The sequence below is a fragment of the Nitrospira defluvii genome, assembly GCF_905220995.1.
Lineage (GTDB): Bacteria > Nitrospirota > Nitrospiria > Nitrospirales > Nitrospiraceae > Nitrospira_A > Nitrospira_A defluvii_C.
Map to the genome: position 1 here is coordinate 335,386 of NZ_CAJNBJ010000017.1, position 13,846 is coordinate 349,231.

General features: G+C 61.0%; 13 protein-coding genes. 3 read left to right on the forward strand and 10 right to left on the reverse strand.

The features are described 5' to 3' along the window. Nucleotides 1-6: 6 nt before the first annotated feature. The 3 genes from KJA79_RS16700 to KJA79_RS16710 all read right to left on the reverse strand — a co-directional run bounded on the left by KJA79_RS16700 (nt 7) and on the right by KJA79_RS16710 (nt 1,895). Nucleotides 7-324, reverse strand: coding sequence for a cupin domain-containing protein (locus tag KJA79_RS16700; protein WP_213043197.1), 318 nt, complete (start codon nt 322-324; stop codon nt 7-9). Between the two features lie 17 nt (nt 325-341). Next, complete coding sequence (locus KJA79_RS16705) at nt 342-1,244, reverse strand: CoB--CoM heterodisulfide reductase iron-sulfur subunit B family protein (protein ID WP_213043198.1); 903 nt, start codon at nt 1,242-1,244, stop codon at nt 342-344. Between the two features lie 123 nt (nt 1,245-1,367). After that, nucleotides 1,368-1,895 carry a sll1863 family stress response protein gene (locus KJA79_RS16710; protein WP_213043199.1) on the reverse strand — a complete coding sequence of 176 codons (528 nt, stop codon included), beginning with the start codon at nt 1,893-1,895 and terminating at the stop codon, nt 1,368-1,370. 110 nt (nt 1,896-2,005) lie between these two features. Between KJA79_RS16710 and KJA79_RS16715 the strand changes: the two genes are divergently transcribed. The 3 genes from KJA79_RS16715 to KJA79_RS16725 all read left to right on the forward strand — a co-directional run bounded on the left by KJA79_RS16715 (nt 2,006) and on the right by KJA79_RS16725 (nt 6,093). Next, nucleotides 2,006-2,875 carry an HDOD domain-containing protein gene (locus KJA79_RS16715; RefSeq protein ID WP_213043200.1) on the forward strand — a complete coding sequence of 290 codons (870 nt, stop codon included), beginning with the start codon at nt 2,006-2,008 and terminating at the stop codon, nt 2,873-2,875. Continuing rightward, nucleotides 2,872-4,293, forward strand: coding sequence for a Si-specific NAD(P)(+) transhydrogenase (sthA, locus tag KJA79_RS16720; protein WP_246507741.1), 1,422 nt, complete (start codon nt 2,872-2,874; stop codon nt 4,291-4,293). Before KJA79_RS16715 ends, sthA begins: the two co-directional genes overlap by 4 nt. Before the next feature lie 102 nt (nt 4,294-4,395). Continuing rightward, nucleotides 4,396-6,093: a tetratricopeptide repeat protein gene (locus KJA79_RS16725; protein ID WP_213043201.1), complete on the forward strand. Its 1,698-nt coding sequence runs from the start codon at nt 4,396-4,398 to the stop codon at nt 6,091-6,093. Here KJA79_RS16725 and KJA79_RS16730 read toward each other — a convergent pair. The 7 genes from KJA79_RS16730 to KJA79_RS16760 form a co-directional block, all read right to left on the reverse strand. Beyond that, the gene (locus tag KJA79_RS16730) at nt 6,059-8,185 is read right to left on the reverse strand and encodes a two-component system response regulator (protein WP_213043202.1); all 2,127 of its coding nucleotides are present in this window, start codon (nt 8,183-8,185) and stop codon (nt 6,059-6,061) included. The two genes, KJA79_RS16725 and KJA79_RS16730, sit on opposite strands and share 35 nt — an antisense overlap. A 237-nt stretch (nt 8,186-8,422) precedes the next feature. Continuing rightward, the gene (locus KJA79_RS16735) at nt 8,423-9,157 is read right to left on the reverse strand and encodes a hypothetical protein (protein ID WP_213043203.1); all 735 of its coding nucleotides are present in this window, start codon (nt 9,155-9,157) and stop codon (nt 8,423-8,425) included. Between the two features lie 47 nt (nt 9,158-9,204). Further along, complete coding sequence (locus KJA79_RS16740) at nt 9,205-9,543, reverse strand: PilZ domain-containing protein (RefSeq protein WP_213043204.1); 339 nt, start codon at nt 9,541-9,543, stop codon at nt 9,205-9,207. An 87-nt stretch (nt 9,544-9,630) separates the two neighbouring features. After that, entirely contained in the window at nt 9,631-11,082 is a 1,452-nt protein-coding gene (locus KJA79_RS16745; RefSeq protein ID WP_213043205.1) for an RtcB family protein, read from the reverse strand. A gap of 47 nt (nt 11,083-11,129) precedes the next feature. Then, nucleotides 11,130-11,570: an archease gene (locus KJA79_RS16750; protein WP_213043206.1), complete on the reverse strand. Its 441-nt coding sequence runs from the start codon at nt 11,568-11,570 to the stop codon at nt 11,130-11,132. Between the two features lie 5 nt (nt 11,571-11,575). Continuing rightward, nucleotides 11,576-12,550, reverse strand: a complete 975-nt coding sequence (locus KJA79_RS16755) for a succinate dehydrogenase/fumarate reductase iron-sulfur subunit (RefSeq protein ID WP_213043207.1) — start codon at nt 12,548-12,550, stop codon at nt 11,576-11,578. Nucleotides 12,551-12,683: 133 nt separating this feature from the next. Then, on the reverse strand, nt 12,684-13,841 hold the full coding sequence (locus tag KJA79_RS16760; protein ID WP_213043208.1) for a M24 family metallopeptidase: 1,158 nt from the start codon (nt 13,839-13,841) through the stop codon (nt 12,684-12,686). Nucleotides 13,842-13,846 lie beyond the last annotated feature (5 nt).

Sequence of the window (13,846 nt, forward strand, 5' to 3'; positions counted from 1 at the left end):
GGCCTGTCAGGGATTCGGCGCGACGAACACGAGTACTCGCAGCCGCTGTGCAGTATGGTTCTTCACGCCATGCTCCTCCCCTGCCGGCGCCATCGTGCCCTGTCCCGGTCCCAATACTTGCTTCTCCGACCCGACCTGAAAGGTGCCTTCGCCCTCCAGCACGATGTAGACCTTGTCCTGTTCGCCGTGGATATGTCCCTTCTGTTCCTGCCCCGGTTCAAAACAGTACACGTCACAAAAAAACCGGGATGTTTCGAACAGATTGTTCTTCTTCATCTTGTCTGGACTGAACTGCTGAATATCCGAAAGGGCGATCACCTTCATGTTGGGCGCTCCGCGGGTCAGGTTGAATGTTCCGTGTGACGTGACTGTAACCGAGTCACGATGCTATCGACTGAGATCAAATGTCTGGACAGTCCCAAGTCCTGTGCGGGAATGCCCATGGCCAGGCCGAGCAGTTGCGGGAGATGGAGAATGGGGAGGTTCAGTGCCGTCTTGACCGCCCGCCCCGCGCGTTCCTGGTAAATGTCGAGGCTCATGTGGCACAGGGGACAGGGCGTCACCATGAAGTCGGCTCCATGGTCCCGGGCATCCTTCATATTGGTACCGGCCATGGCCACGGCGATGGCCTCTTTCTCCAGGATGATGGGGAACCCGCAACATTTGGTCCGCCCCGCATAGGCCACCGGTTCTCCCCCGACGGCGCGAATGATCTTTTCCAAGGAGCTGGGGTTCTCGGGATCGTCGAAGCCCAGTTCCCAGGAGGGGCGCAGCATGTAGCAGCCGTAAAAGGGAGCGATGCGAAAATCACGAAACGACGAACGGACGGTATCGGTCACCCGGGTGATCCCGAGATCGCGCACGGCGATCCAGAGGAGATGCTTGACCTGGACGCTGCCGCCGTAGGTGATACCGTCCTGTGCCAGGATCTTATTGATTCGTTCCAGTGTGGCCGGTTCCTGTTTTAACCGTCGATTGGCTGCGCTCATCACCCCCTGACATGTGCCGCAGATAGTCATCACGTCCAACCCCAAGCGCTCGGCCTGGGCGAAGGTGCGGGCATTCAGCGCGAGGGCAAGGTCCGGGTCGGCTTCCCCGATCACCCCGGCTCCGCAACAGGAGGAGGCGGCGAGCTCGATGACCTCGATGCCCAGGCGACCGACGATGGCCATGGTGGATTGATACAGTTCTGGAGTGGCGCCCTTGGCGGCGCACCCGGGATAGAGGGCAAATTTTAATGGCATAGGTCTCGTCGTATTTGGAGCCGGGCTCTCGTCGTCACGATAGCCGATTTCCCCCCTCAATGAACAGTGTCTGGCCGAAGGAGTCAAGCCCACGACAGGGAGGCCGCATCACGCCGGCCACGGTTACGGAAGTTTAGACACCGTCTCTTTGTAGCTCTGCTTTAAATCGTCAAGGGTCCGGCTCAGGTTCTCTTTCAGTTTGCTCCAGCCTGAACTGGTGGACTGGCTCACGTCATCGAGCTGCTTCCGTGCCTCGTTCTTCTTGCGTTCGAGGTCCTGGAGCGCTTTCTGCATTTCTGATCGGGCTTCCACCGAAGCGGCGTTGGTCTTCTTTTGCAGCTCGGCGATCTTTCCCTGCATCTCGGTCAGTTCGGCCTGAAAGGTCTTCTGAAACGCCTCTTTTTGCTGCAGCGTGTACTGTTTGGTGGACTCGACGGCTTCTTTGGTGTCCCGCAGGACCTTGTCCGTTGTGGACGGTTGTGGCTGGTCCGCGGCGGCGAGCGCTTCCGTCCCGATGATCGCCGGCGACGGTGCCACGAAAGACCAACAGAGCAGGGCTCTGCCGGCTAGCACCAGGATGGTCCTGGCAGGATGCGATGATCGGCCAGTCAGGGTACGGACCGGAGGCGAATTCGTCAATGCATGTGGCATGTTCTCTGCCCTCCCCCCGTTCCATGGCCGGTTAAGGTTTTCGGCAAGAAGAGCCGAGAAGGAACTACAACGACGATCGTCCCGCAACCTTGACCCGTGGTGTAAGACCTATGAGCGGTGAACTTCCTCAAGCAACAACCCCCGTTCCTACCGATCCGTTGGAACAACTCCTGATTGAACGTATCCGCAAGGGCGCCATTGAATTGCCGCTCCTGCCGCAGGTCGCTTCACGGATTCTGGCGATGGTCTACGATCCCGATGCAGAGGCGGCCAAACTCGCCGCCTTGATTCACCAGGACCAGGCCTTGGCCGCCCATGTGATCAGAATCGCCAATTCTCCGGCCTATATGACCCGCAATCCGGTCGTCTCGCTTCAACATGCGGTGTCCATGCTGGGCATGAACCTGATGTCCGAGCTGGCCTTCTCCGCGTCCATCAAAGGCAGCGCCTTCAAAGTGCCGGGATGGGACGATGAAGTCAAGGGGCTCTGGCACTATTCGCTCGCCAGCGGCGCCTACGCCAAGGAAATTGCGCGCATGCGGCGATTCAATGTGGAAAGCGCCTACCTGTGCGGCCTTCTGCATGGCATCGGTCGGCCCGTCGTGTTGCAAACCCTGGTCGCCCTGTCCAAGGAGCAAGGGACAACCCTCAGCAAAGAGTTGGTGCATCAATTGTTAGACGGCTATTATATCCAGGTTGGCCTCCTGGTCGCAGACGAATGGGGCTTGCCGCCGCCGGTTGTGGAGTCGATCGGGTTTCATTCGGACTACAATTATGCCAAAACCGCCAAGCAGGAATGTATGACCACCTGCCTCGCCGGTCGCATGGCCAAACATTTTCTCGATCCGGAAGCCCTGGATGAGGCGACCTTGCGTGAGCATGTGGTCTTCGCCGATCTCAATCTGTACCCTAAGGATGTTGATGCGCTGCTGGCTCACAAGGACAAGATCCGCGCCGTCGTGGAGGCGATGCCGTTATGATGCCGAGCAGCGCCTATGACATCGTGGTAGTCGGGAGCGGACCAGCCGGCCAAAAGGCCGCCATTCAGGGCGCCAAGGCCGGCAAGAAGGTCGTGCTGATCGAGCAGGAACAAGGCATCGGCGGTAATTGTGTCTATCGCGGTACCATTCCCGGCAAGACGCTCCGCGAGACCGCGCTACAGTTCGAGCGGCTAAAACGTTCGAACGAAGTGTTCGAGGGCCGGCTGCGGCTCGATCTCCCCATGACCGTCCTCCTACACCGGTTGGACGAAGTGGTCAAGGCCCACGAATGTTATATGGCCGATCAACTCGCCCGAAACGGCGTCACCTACCGGCATGGCCGTGCGCGGCTGGTGTCGCCCCATGAAGTGCAATTGGAAACGATCGACGGGGCCTCCCAGACCCTTCTCGCCGAGACCATCGTGTTGGCGACGGGATCCCGTCCCTGCTCGATTCCGGAAGTGCCGGTCGATCATGAGCACGTGTTGGACAGCGATTCCATTTTGTCGATGATCTACCTGCCTCGCTCGCTGACTGTGCTCGGCGGAGGGCCCATTGCCTGTGAGTATGCCTCGACGTTCGCGTTGCTCGGCGTGGAGGTGACGCTGATCGATCGGGCTAAAAGTCCCTTGCCGTTTATGGATTCGGAGATCGTCTCAGTCTTCCAGCGTGGACTGGAACGCCAGGGTGGACGGTTTTACCTCGGCCAGACCGTGACTGAGGTGGCCTGGGACGGTGTGTCGTCCGTTGTCGCGAGGTTGGCGAACGGCATGGTGGTCAAGAGTGAAAAGATGCTGGTGGCGCTGGGACGTCAACCGAATATCGAGGAGCTGAACCTTGAGGCGGCGGGCCTGTCGTTGGATGAGAAGGGGCTACTGCCGGTCAACGATCATGGGCAGACGGTGGTCCCGCACATCTATGCCGCGGGTGACATGTTGGGGCGCCCCCCGGCATTGGCGTCACAGGCGATGGAGGACGGCCGGCGCGCCGTCAGTCAGGCGCTCGGGCTACCCGTCGGAGATTCGGCCAACCAGGTCCCTATCGGGATCTACACTATTCCTGAAATCGCGTCCATCGGACTCGATGAGGAGCAAGCCGCGGCCCGCTATCGCGGGCCTCTCGTGGGTCGTGCCCCGTTTACGGAAATCGCCAAGGGGCAGATTACCGGTGCTTGCGACGGCCTGTTGAAACTCGTCACCGATCCTTCGGGCGAACGTCTCCTCGGCGTGCAAATCGTCGGTGAGAATGCCACCGAACTGATTCACCTGGGACAGATGGCCTTGCAGGACGGTGCGAATATCGATCGCTTCATCGATACCATTTTCGGCTTCCCCACGTTCGCCGAAGCCTATCGCGTTGCCGCCTTGGACATTCTGGGACAGCGCCGCAAACGACAGGAACTGGCCAAAGCCGCGTAACGTCCGTTCTGGCCGTCCCTCTCCCCTTCCGCTTTGACCCCCACACCCAATGTGCGCTACTCTCCGGATCGGCCGGTCGTCCGATCACTGGAGGGTGTTCGCATGAACCGTGAAGAGCGGCGCCGCGAAGAAAAATTGCACGGCAAGCAGGCCAAACACGCAGTTGGTGAGTCGACGTTCCTGCGTGACGCCCAACTGCATCACCAGGCCGGCCGGTTGGATGAAGCGGAACGCGGCTATCGCCTCCTGCTGGACCGGCGCCCGTCGAATCCTGATGCCCTTCACGGCTTGGGTCTCCTCCTGTACCGGCGGGGCCACCTCAAAGAAGCGCTGTCCCGGCTTGCCGAGGCCCGCGCCGCCGACTCCCGCAATCCGGTCTATTGTTTCAATCACGGCGTCGTCTTGCAGCGGGCCGGGCTGTTAGACGAGGCGCTCGAAGCGTACGGCCGAGCCATCCAACTCAATCCGCGCTACATCGAAGCTCGCACGAATCTCGGCAACGCCTACAAAGATTTGCGTCGATTGCCTGAAGCGCAGGCCACCTATGAAGAGGTGCTTCGGCTCAATCCCGAACATGTAGAGGCGCACAACAATCTCGGGGTGGTGTTGAAAGAACAGGGCCGCCTAGAGGAAGCAGCCGGGGCCTACCGGCGAGCCATCGCGTTGAAGCCGAATCATGCCGAGGCACACAACAATCTCGGGCTGGTGCTGTTGGAACAGGGGCAGACCGACGAGGCCATCCGCAGTTTTGAACGGGCCCTGCAGGCCCATCCCGGCTATGGCACGGCACTCTATAACCTGGGGATCGCCTGGATCTGGCGGGAGGAGATGCCGCGGGCGTTGCGCTGTTTTGCCGAAACGGCCCAGGCAAAACATGCGCATGGGCGACCGGTCACCGACACCTCGGTCTTCCGTTCCCGGCTCAAGCATGACGCCGAGCAGGTCGCCTATCTTCTTGAGCGTGGCCTTCTGGGAGACACCTGGCGTGGGTACCATGAGGCGCTCATTCATGTGCTGGCGCAGATTGAGGCGGCGCCCGGTGCGACCCCTGGAAACCGGGTCCTGGTCTCCCCTGCCGATCTCCAGCCGATCGCACCTTCATTCAACCAGCTGTTGTACCTCGCGCCTTGTGACACGATGCCGGAAGGCGCGTTGGCGTCCGATCTGGACAGTGCCGCGATCGAGGCGCGGTATCTGGGGACCCAGCCGGAAGTCACGACGATCGACGGACTCTTGTCGGAGGAGGCGCTGCGTAGACTGCGGGAGTTTTGCTGGACGTCGACGATTTGGAAGAAGGATTACGAGAACGGCTACATCGGGGCCTTTCTGGGTGACGGGTTTGCCTCTCCCCTGCTCCTGCAAATTGCGGAGGAACTCCGCCGGCGGCTCCCGCGCATTTTCGGCAGGCACCGCCTCACGCAGGCCTGGGCCTTCAAACACGACAGCGCCAGGCGCGGCCTGAATATCCATGCCGATGCGGCGGCCGTGAACGTCAACTTCTGGATCACCCCCGACGAGGCGAATCTCGATCCGGAGAGCGGTGGTCTGGTGGTCTGGGACAAAGAAGCGCCGAGGGACTGGGACTTCAAAACGTACAACAGCGACAGCGCCCGCGGCAGGATCTATGACTGGCTAAAGGAGCAGGGTGCTCGCGAGATCACGATCCCCTACCGGGCGAACCGGGCGGTGCTGTTCAACTCAGACCTGTTTCACGAAACCGACGACATCGCCTTTAAGGAAGGATTCACCAACCGGCGGATCAACATCACGCTGCTGTACGGGCATCGGCATCGCCCCTGAGCAGTTTCTCGAAATCTTCCGCGCAGACAGGGCGGCTGAACAGGTATCCCTGCACCTCGTCGCACCCTTCTTCTCGTAACCGTGCCAACTGCCCTTCCGTCTCCACGCCTTCCGCCAGCACCGAGAGGTTCAAACTGTGCGCCATCGCGATGATGGCCCGCGTGATCTTCACGTTGTTTTCGTTCGTCAAGAGGTCCCGGACGAAGGATTGATCGATTTTCAGGCGGCTCAGCGGGAACCGTTGGAGATAACTGAGCGACGAGTAGCCGGTGCCGAAGTCGTCGATCGAGAGGCGGACGCCCATCGTTCGCAGGCCTTCCAGCATGGTCACCGAGGCTTCGACGTCCCGCATGGCGATCGACTCCGTGAGCTCGAGTTCGAGTTGCGACGGATTCAGCCCGGAATCCCGCAGCGCATCGGCCACGGTCGCAGGCAGTGTGCGCCCGTGAAACAAGGAGTTGGAGACGTTGGCCGAGATCGAGATCGCAGGAAGTCCTGCCGTCTCCCAGGCCTTCACCTGGCGACAGGCTTCACGCAGCACCCATTCATCCATGGAACGAATCAAGCCGGTGTCGATCGCGGCGTTCAAGAACACGCCGGGCGGGACCAGGCCGCGTTTGGGATGTTTCCAGCGCACCAACGCTTCGGCGCCCAAAATCGTGCGCGAGTGGATGTTCAGTTTCGGCTGGTAAAAGACCACGAACTCTTCCCGCTCCAACGCGCGGCGGAGTTCGTTTTCCAGGTCGAGCCGTTCGGCCGCGGCGGCGTTGAGTCCGGATGAATAGAACTGGCAGTTGTTCCGACCCTGTTCCTTCGCGTGGTACATCGCGGTGTCGGCGTTCTTGAGCAGCGCTTCGACCGTGGACCCGTCCGACGGATAGATCGAAATGCCGATGCTGGCCGAAATAAAAATTTCATGCCCCTCGATAATGAAGGGATGGGCCAAGGATTCCAGAATGCGCCGGGCGACCCGGCCCGCGTCTTCCGGTTGCGGCAGGGCCGTTAGGAGAATCGTGAACTCGTCGCCCCCGAGTCGCGCCAGCGCATGGACCGGCTCATGGTCGGCATGCCGACTGACGGAGTCACTCTGCCGAACGGACTCGCTCAACCGTTCCGCGACGCGCGTGAGGAGTAGATCGCCCACCGTGTGGCCAAGCGTGTCGTTGATGATTTTAAAGCGGTCCAAGTCGATGAAGAGCGTTGCCAGGTGCTGATCGTGTCTCGCGGCGTAGGAGATCGCATTCGACAATCGGTCCTTGAACAACACGCGATTGGCCAAGCCCGTCAAACTGTCGTAGTACGCCAGTTGATGGATGGCACGTTCGGCCTGCTTCCGTTCGGTGATGTCCTGAGCCGTGCCGATGACCGTGACCTCATCCACTTCCTCTTCCCGCACGGCCTCGGCCTGCAGATGGATAATGAAGTCGGTGCCGTTCGGCAGCACGATCCGGTGATCAATGTCGCAGGGGGTCTGCTGGGCGACCAGCTTTTGCAGCGCGCCCGTCACCAACGGGCGGTCGTCCGGATGCACGAGATTCAAAAAACCCTCAAAGGTTCCGGTGAAATCCTGCGGGCGCACGCCGACCAATCGACAGAGTTCGTTCGACATGGCGAAGCGATTCGTCTTGGGGTTCCAATCCCAGTTGCCGATGCGGGCGATGCGCTGCGCGAGCTCCAGCCGGGATTCGCTCCGGATCAATGCATGCAGAACATTGTTGGTGCGGAGCATGTAGCGGACGTGATGGCACAGGATCGTGGCATTCACCGGCTTCGTGATGAAGTCGGTGGCGCCGTGCTGATAGGCCTGGGCAATGGAATTCACATCGTCCAAGCCGGTGAGGATCAAAATGGGGATACGCTTGCCGCGCGGCAACGAACGAATCCTGGAACAGGTCAGGTACCCGTCGACCTCCGGCATCATGATGTCGAGAATCACGAGATCAGCCGGTTCCGCCTCAAACTTGCTCAACGCCTCCTTGCCGCCGGTGGCTTCCACGACCACCATGCCGGCCGGCTCCAGCGCGTTCTTCACGAACAACCGTGTCACAGGGTCATCATCGGCGATGAGAATGGTCGGACGGGCTTGACTCATAATCTCGGTCTCACTCGAACATGGAGATGGTGCCGCACATCGGCATACGAGGGACTGACGGCCCCGGCTATGGACCCTGGGGCAACGGGAACGACGCTCCTGCCTTTCACTCGCATCAGCCTATCAAAGTTTTGAGGAAGTGCCAGCGAATTAGCAGTTGTTGAGGCGTGCATCTGCTAGGGAATCTCCCGGGGCCAATCGGCACTCACGGGAGAGCGAAGGGCGTCGGGTCCCTGGTCATGCGATACCGCCATGACTCGGCGTGTCGATACCCGCATCCAGAGGTTGGGGGACCTGTTCACGGGCCTCGATCACGATGCGGCCGAGGAGTTTCCGGACCCGGCTCATGAGTCCGCCCATGGTCAGTAACAGGAGCGTGACCATCATGAGCAGCAGCGGGACGATCACGAGGGCGACATCCAGGGCCAGATCGTCCTCCGACCGCGGGGCGGCGGCATCCGGGGGCGTGGCCACGGCAAGTCGGACCCAGCCGGCAATCCGGTTGTCCCGACGGATCGGCTCAACCACGATCACCGCCGGCCTCCCCTTTTCCATGCCGGATGTGATGATGCTGCTCTGGCTTTTACGCGCGTTCATCCAGGCCGCGTCGTGCAGTTGCGTGCCGATGGCGGCGGGATTGCCTGCAGCCACGACCACGTTGTCTTCCGTGATGACGGCGGACGATAACAGATTGGCTTGCGGCGCATGTTGTTCCAGCGTCTGCTGGATCGCGGCGAGGCTGTCGCCGCCCAACGATTCAATGAACCAGGCCAGGGTTCTGGCCGTGGCGTGGGCGCTGCGCTCTGCCGTGAGGATGGCGGTGGCGTTACGCTGGGCGACGAGAGCGCGGTCATGTTCCGCCAACATCAGGTAGAGCGCCGCGGCGCAGAATCCTGAGACGAGCAGGCTGATCAGGAGTGCTGGAAGCCAGGTGCGGGGCAATTTCGATGTGGAAGCGGGCGCATCGGCCATGCTGTATCCTCCTCGACAGGAAAGAGCGGCCGGGTGCCGCCACCATCTTATGATTCGTCGGTGCGTTCGTAGGGTTGCCGGGTGAGGTCCTTCACAATGGCTTGTAGGCGAACCCAGTCGTCGGGTTGCAGGGTCACGAATTCGAGCCCGATGCGTCCATTGCGGCACCAACGTACCACGGCTTGCTGGACCGTCAATGCCGCCTCGTCAGGCGACTGATGCATGCGTACGGTGAGGGTGGTGCCGGGATGGACCGCCGCTTGCGTCAGGATGCCGCAGCCGCGCAAAGACAGATCAACGACGTGGCCCTCCCCCTCCACTCGGTTCACCGACGAGAAGGAGCTGTGGAAACGGACGGAAACCCGCTGATGTCGGCGTTGGTCCATGATGACGTGGGGTGAAGCGACGGGCGACGACCCCTGATCCTTGTCGGCGAATCTGTGCGCTGCAGGCGCCATCGTCTGCAGGCAGCACTAGCCCTTTATATTGCCGATTGGTTTCAGTTCCGCCACCTTTTTTGTGATTCCCGCGTGGTCCACTGTTTCGACCACGTCGGAAATATTCTTGTAGGCCAACCCGGCTTCTTCGGCGAGACCAGACATGGACACGGCCTTCACCAGAATGCCGTGTTGTTTCATGTCGCGGAGCAGTTGTTCGCCGCGCACCGTGCGTTTGGCTTGTGCGCGCGACATGGTGCGGCCGGACCCATGCATCGTCGAACCGAAGGTGTCGTGCATGGCGCGATCGGTGCCGACCAAGAGGTAGGAGCCGGTCTCCATGGAGCCGCCGCAGATGACCGGTTGGCCGATGTGGCGATAGCAGGCCGGCAGCTCGGGACTGCCGGGGCCGAACGCCCTCGTGGCCCCCTTGCGATGCACCAACCACTGTCCGTCTTGGTACCGCTCCACCTTGGCAATGTTGTGCGCCACATCGTAGATCAGGTGCATGCCGAGCGCATGCGGAGTTGAGTCGAAGACGGCGGCGAAGGCATCGCGGATTTGATGCGTGATGACCTGGCGGTTGGCGAATGCCGTGTTGGCGGCACAGTTCATGGCCCCGAAATACTCCTGTCCTTCCGGAGAACGAAAAGGCGCACAGGCGAGCTGCTGATCCTTGACGGAGATCCCATAGCGGCGCATCGCCTTTTCAAAGACTTTGAGATAGTCGCTGGCCACTTGATGTCCGAAGCCGCGCGAGCCGCAATGGACCATCACCACGACTTGATCGCGACCGGTCAAGCCCATCGCCGCGGCCGTCTCCCGATCGAAGATGCCCTTGTCCGACAGGACCTGCACCTCTAAGTAGTGATTGCCCGATCCTAAGGTCCCCAGTTGGTTGATGCCGCGTTCAATGGCGTAATCCGTGACGTGTGTCGGGTCGGCCCCTTCCAGGCATCCCCGCTCTTCGATTCGATCCAGGTCTTCTGCCCAACCGTAGCCGTTGGCGATGCACCAGCTGGCGCCTTTGCGCATGACGTCCCGAAACTCGCGCCGGTTGAGATTGACGAACCCGCGTGAGCCGACACCGGCCGGTACGCGGCGAAACAATTCCGTCATCAACAGTTCAAGTTTGGGCTGGACTTCAGCCAAGGTCAGGTCGGTGCGGATCAACCGCATGCCGCAGTTGATGTCATAGCCGACCCCGCCTGGAGAGATCACCCCGTCTTCGGGATCGAAGGCCGCGACCCCGCCGATGGGAAAGCCGTAACCCCAATGGCCGTCGGGCATACAGAGCGCATAGCGGTGAATGCCGGGCAGGCAGGCGACGTTGGTGACCTGATCGAAGACTCCGCGATCCATGCCGCCGAGAATGGCCGGACTGGCATAAATTCTCGCGGGGACCAGCATGCCTGCCTTTTCAGATGACGGAATTTCCCACAGGTAGTCGTCGATGCGGTTGACCAGCATGTCGGTGTTGAGTTTCATCACGTCACTCCATGGTCAGTACGTGCCGGATCGTCTGAGCCGCACAGTCAGACATCCAACACGACTCTGGCGGTCCACCTGTTTCCGTCTTGTGTGACTGCGTAGAGATGTTTGGTCACGCCCTTGACGTCTGACCGAAGTTCCTGCTTGGCCGGATCGACCGGCGCGCCGGTGACATCGGCATGTAGATGCCAGGCTGAGCCCCCGGGCTCCTGTGCCAACGTCAGTGAGGCCCGGTGAAATACGACGCCGTCCGCATCTTTGAGATACACCAATCGGCTTAACCATTCGAAGAGCAAGGTTTCGATGTCCGGCTCGGACAAATCCAGGGTGCGGCGCCAGGTTGGTGTCACGCTGGCCGGGTCGGCCAGACTGTGCAGGAGCGCCTCGGTTGCGGCGTCGAAGAGCGCCGAGAGAGAGTCGCCCTCGGCCTCGAAGGCCATGTCGGCCATCGCGATGTCGTCGAGGAATCGAAAGGTGCCCGACATGGGCGTCAGCCGTGACCGGCGCGGCGGCGCGCGGCGGAGAAGATCGCCCGGACCTGCTCGATCCCTGGAATGGTATGGCCGAACGGCAGCGGCACCTTGCCCTTGAAAAACATACGCACACCCAAGGGGAGGACGTGCAGGATCCGTTGCAGATTCGTGCCGACCACTTTGAGCGGCATGAGCGCTTCGTTCAACCGCCCTTCCTGCCGGACGAGATCGACGAAGCCGGTGATATGACGGGCGCCCTCCGCATCGGTCAAGCCGTGCCGGATGGAAGAGCGGCGCAAGCGGATAATGGCTTCCATCGGTTGCACATCCTTGGGGCAGACTTGCACGCACATGTTGCAGCGTGTGCAATCCCAGATGCCGTCGGCCTCCTGCAACGCCGAGAGCCGCACTTGTTTGGCATCGGCCGGTTCGCGCGGGTCCGCGACAAATCGTGCCGCCTTCGCGAGCGCGGCCGGGCCGAGAAATCCCTTCGACACTTCATGCGAGGTGCAGGCGGCCACGCAGGCGCCGCACATGATGCAGGCATCCACGTTGTGAAACTGGTAGGTCTCCGGCAGCAGCCGCAATTGCCCCGATGGTCCGTAGCGCTTCGTGGGATGGGTGATCGGCGTCAGCCAAGGCGTGACCGCCCGGATCTTCTCCCAGAAGGGCGCCATATCGACGACCAGGTCTTTGATGAGTGGAAGGTTCGGCAAGGGCTGAATCGTAATCTTGCCGTGCCGCTCCAATTCTTTGCGGACGGAGGTGCGGCAGGCGAGTTTCTCTGTGCCGTTGATGTGCATGGCGCAGGAGCCGCAAATGGCGGAGCGGCAGGAATAGCGCAGCGCCAAGCGGCCGTCCAATTCGTTCTTGATGCGGATCAGCGCTTCGAGCACGGTCAGGCCCCGCCCGATGTCGAGGCGATACTCTTCCTGGTGTGGGTGCTGGTCTGTTTCGGGATTAAAGCGTTGGATGGTGAAGGTCAGGCGCATGACGTTCTGGCGTGGCGTGAGAACTGAAGATGTCAGTGTTGAGTTTTGAGTGCTGAGTTGTCGGTTGAACCGGGAGACTTCTCAGCGACTCAACACTCACCACTCAAAACTAAATACTCAGACATTGGGTTGCCTATCCGAGTTCGAAGACCTTGGGATAGTTCGTCAGGTTGCGGCAGCCGTCCTTGGTGACGAGCACCATGTCTTCGATGCGCACGGCGCCCAACCCCGGATAATAGAGCCCGGGTTCCACCGTCACGACGTGCCCTTCCTGGAGCAACGATCCGGTCCGGCTGATGCGCGGCGCCTCGTGGATGTCCAGGCCGACGCCGTGCCCGGTGCCGTGAAAATATCCCTGCATGCGGCCGTTGACCAAACCGGTCTTATAGCCCGCCTTCTCAAACCGATCGCAGATGCCTTGATGGATCACCGCGCCGTCGGCGCCGTCGCGAATGTTGGTGATGGCCTCTTCCTGCGCGTCTTTGACGGTCTGGTACAGCTTCGTCAATTCCGGCGAGGGCCGTCCACGAACCACCGTGCGCGACATGTCGGCGAAGTAGCGGGAACCGGCCGAGCGCGGGAACACGTCGAAGATGATGCTGCGGTGCGCCGGCAAGGGGCCGCTGCCTTCGTCGTGCGGGTCACAGGCCTGCTCCCCGCCTGCCACGATGGTATGTTGCGCGATGCAGTCGCATTCCATCAGGGCGACGTTGATCAACTTCTTCACGCGTTCGGAGGTCAACACCTCACCGTCCAGCCAGAGCACGTTGTCGCGAATGTCGGCCCGACGGAGACTCGCATGTGCCGCGGCCACCGCGGTTTCAGTTGCCCGTTGCGCCGCTTCGATGTGGCGGACCTCTTCATCCGATTTCACCACGCGTCGCTCATAAAACGGTTCGCGCTTCGTGCGGAGCCGATAGCCCAGTTCCTGCAGTCGTTGTGCATGGAGAAACGGGAAGGTCGGCGGAACCAGGATGTCGCCCAGTCCTGCGTCCTGCAGCACCAGATGGATCACATCGATATTGCCGGGATCCTTCACACCCAGAGATTTCGCGCGCCGTTCCAATTCGGAATAGGACAAGACACGATCGACGGTGGCCTGATGTCGCGCGCGGTCGACTTCCAGGTCGCTCATGATCATCAGGCGCTCCCCTTTCACCTCCAGATAAATGAAGGGATCGGGCGCGATGAACTTCGTCGCGTAATAGAGATTCGAGTCCGTTTCGCTGGCGGCGATGAAGAGGGTCGCGCTGGGGCCGGGAGTCTGGTTGTGCTCGGTGGAATGGCTCATGAGGT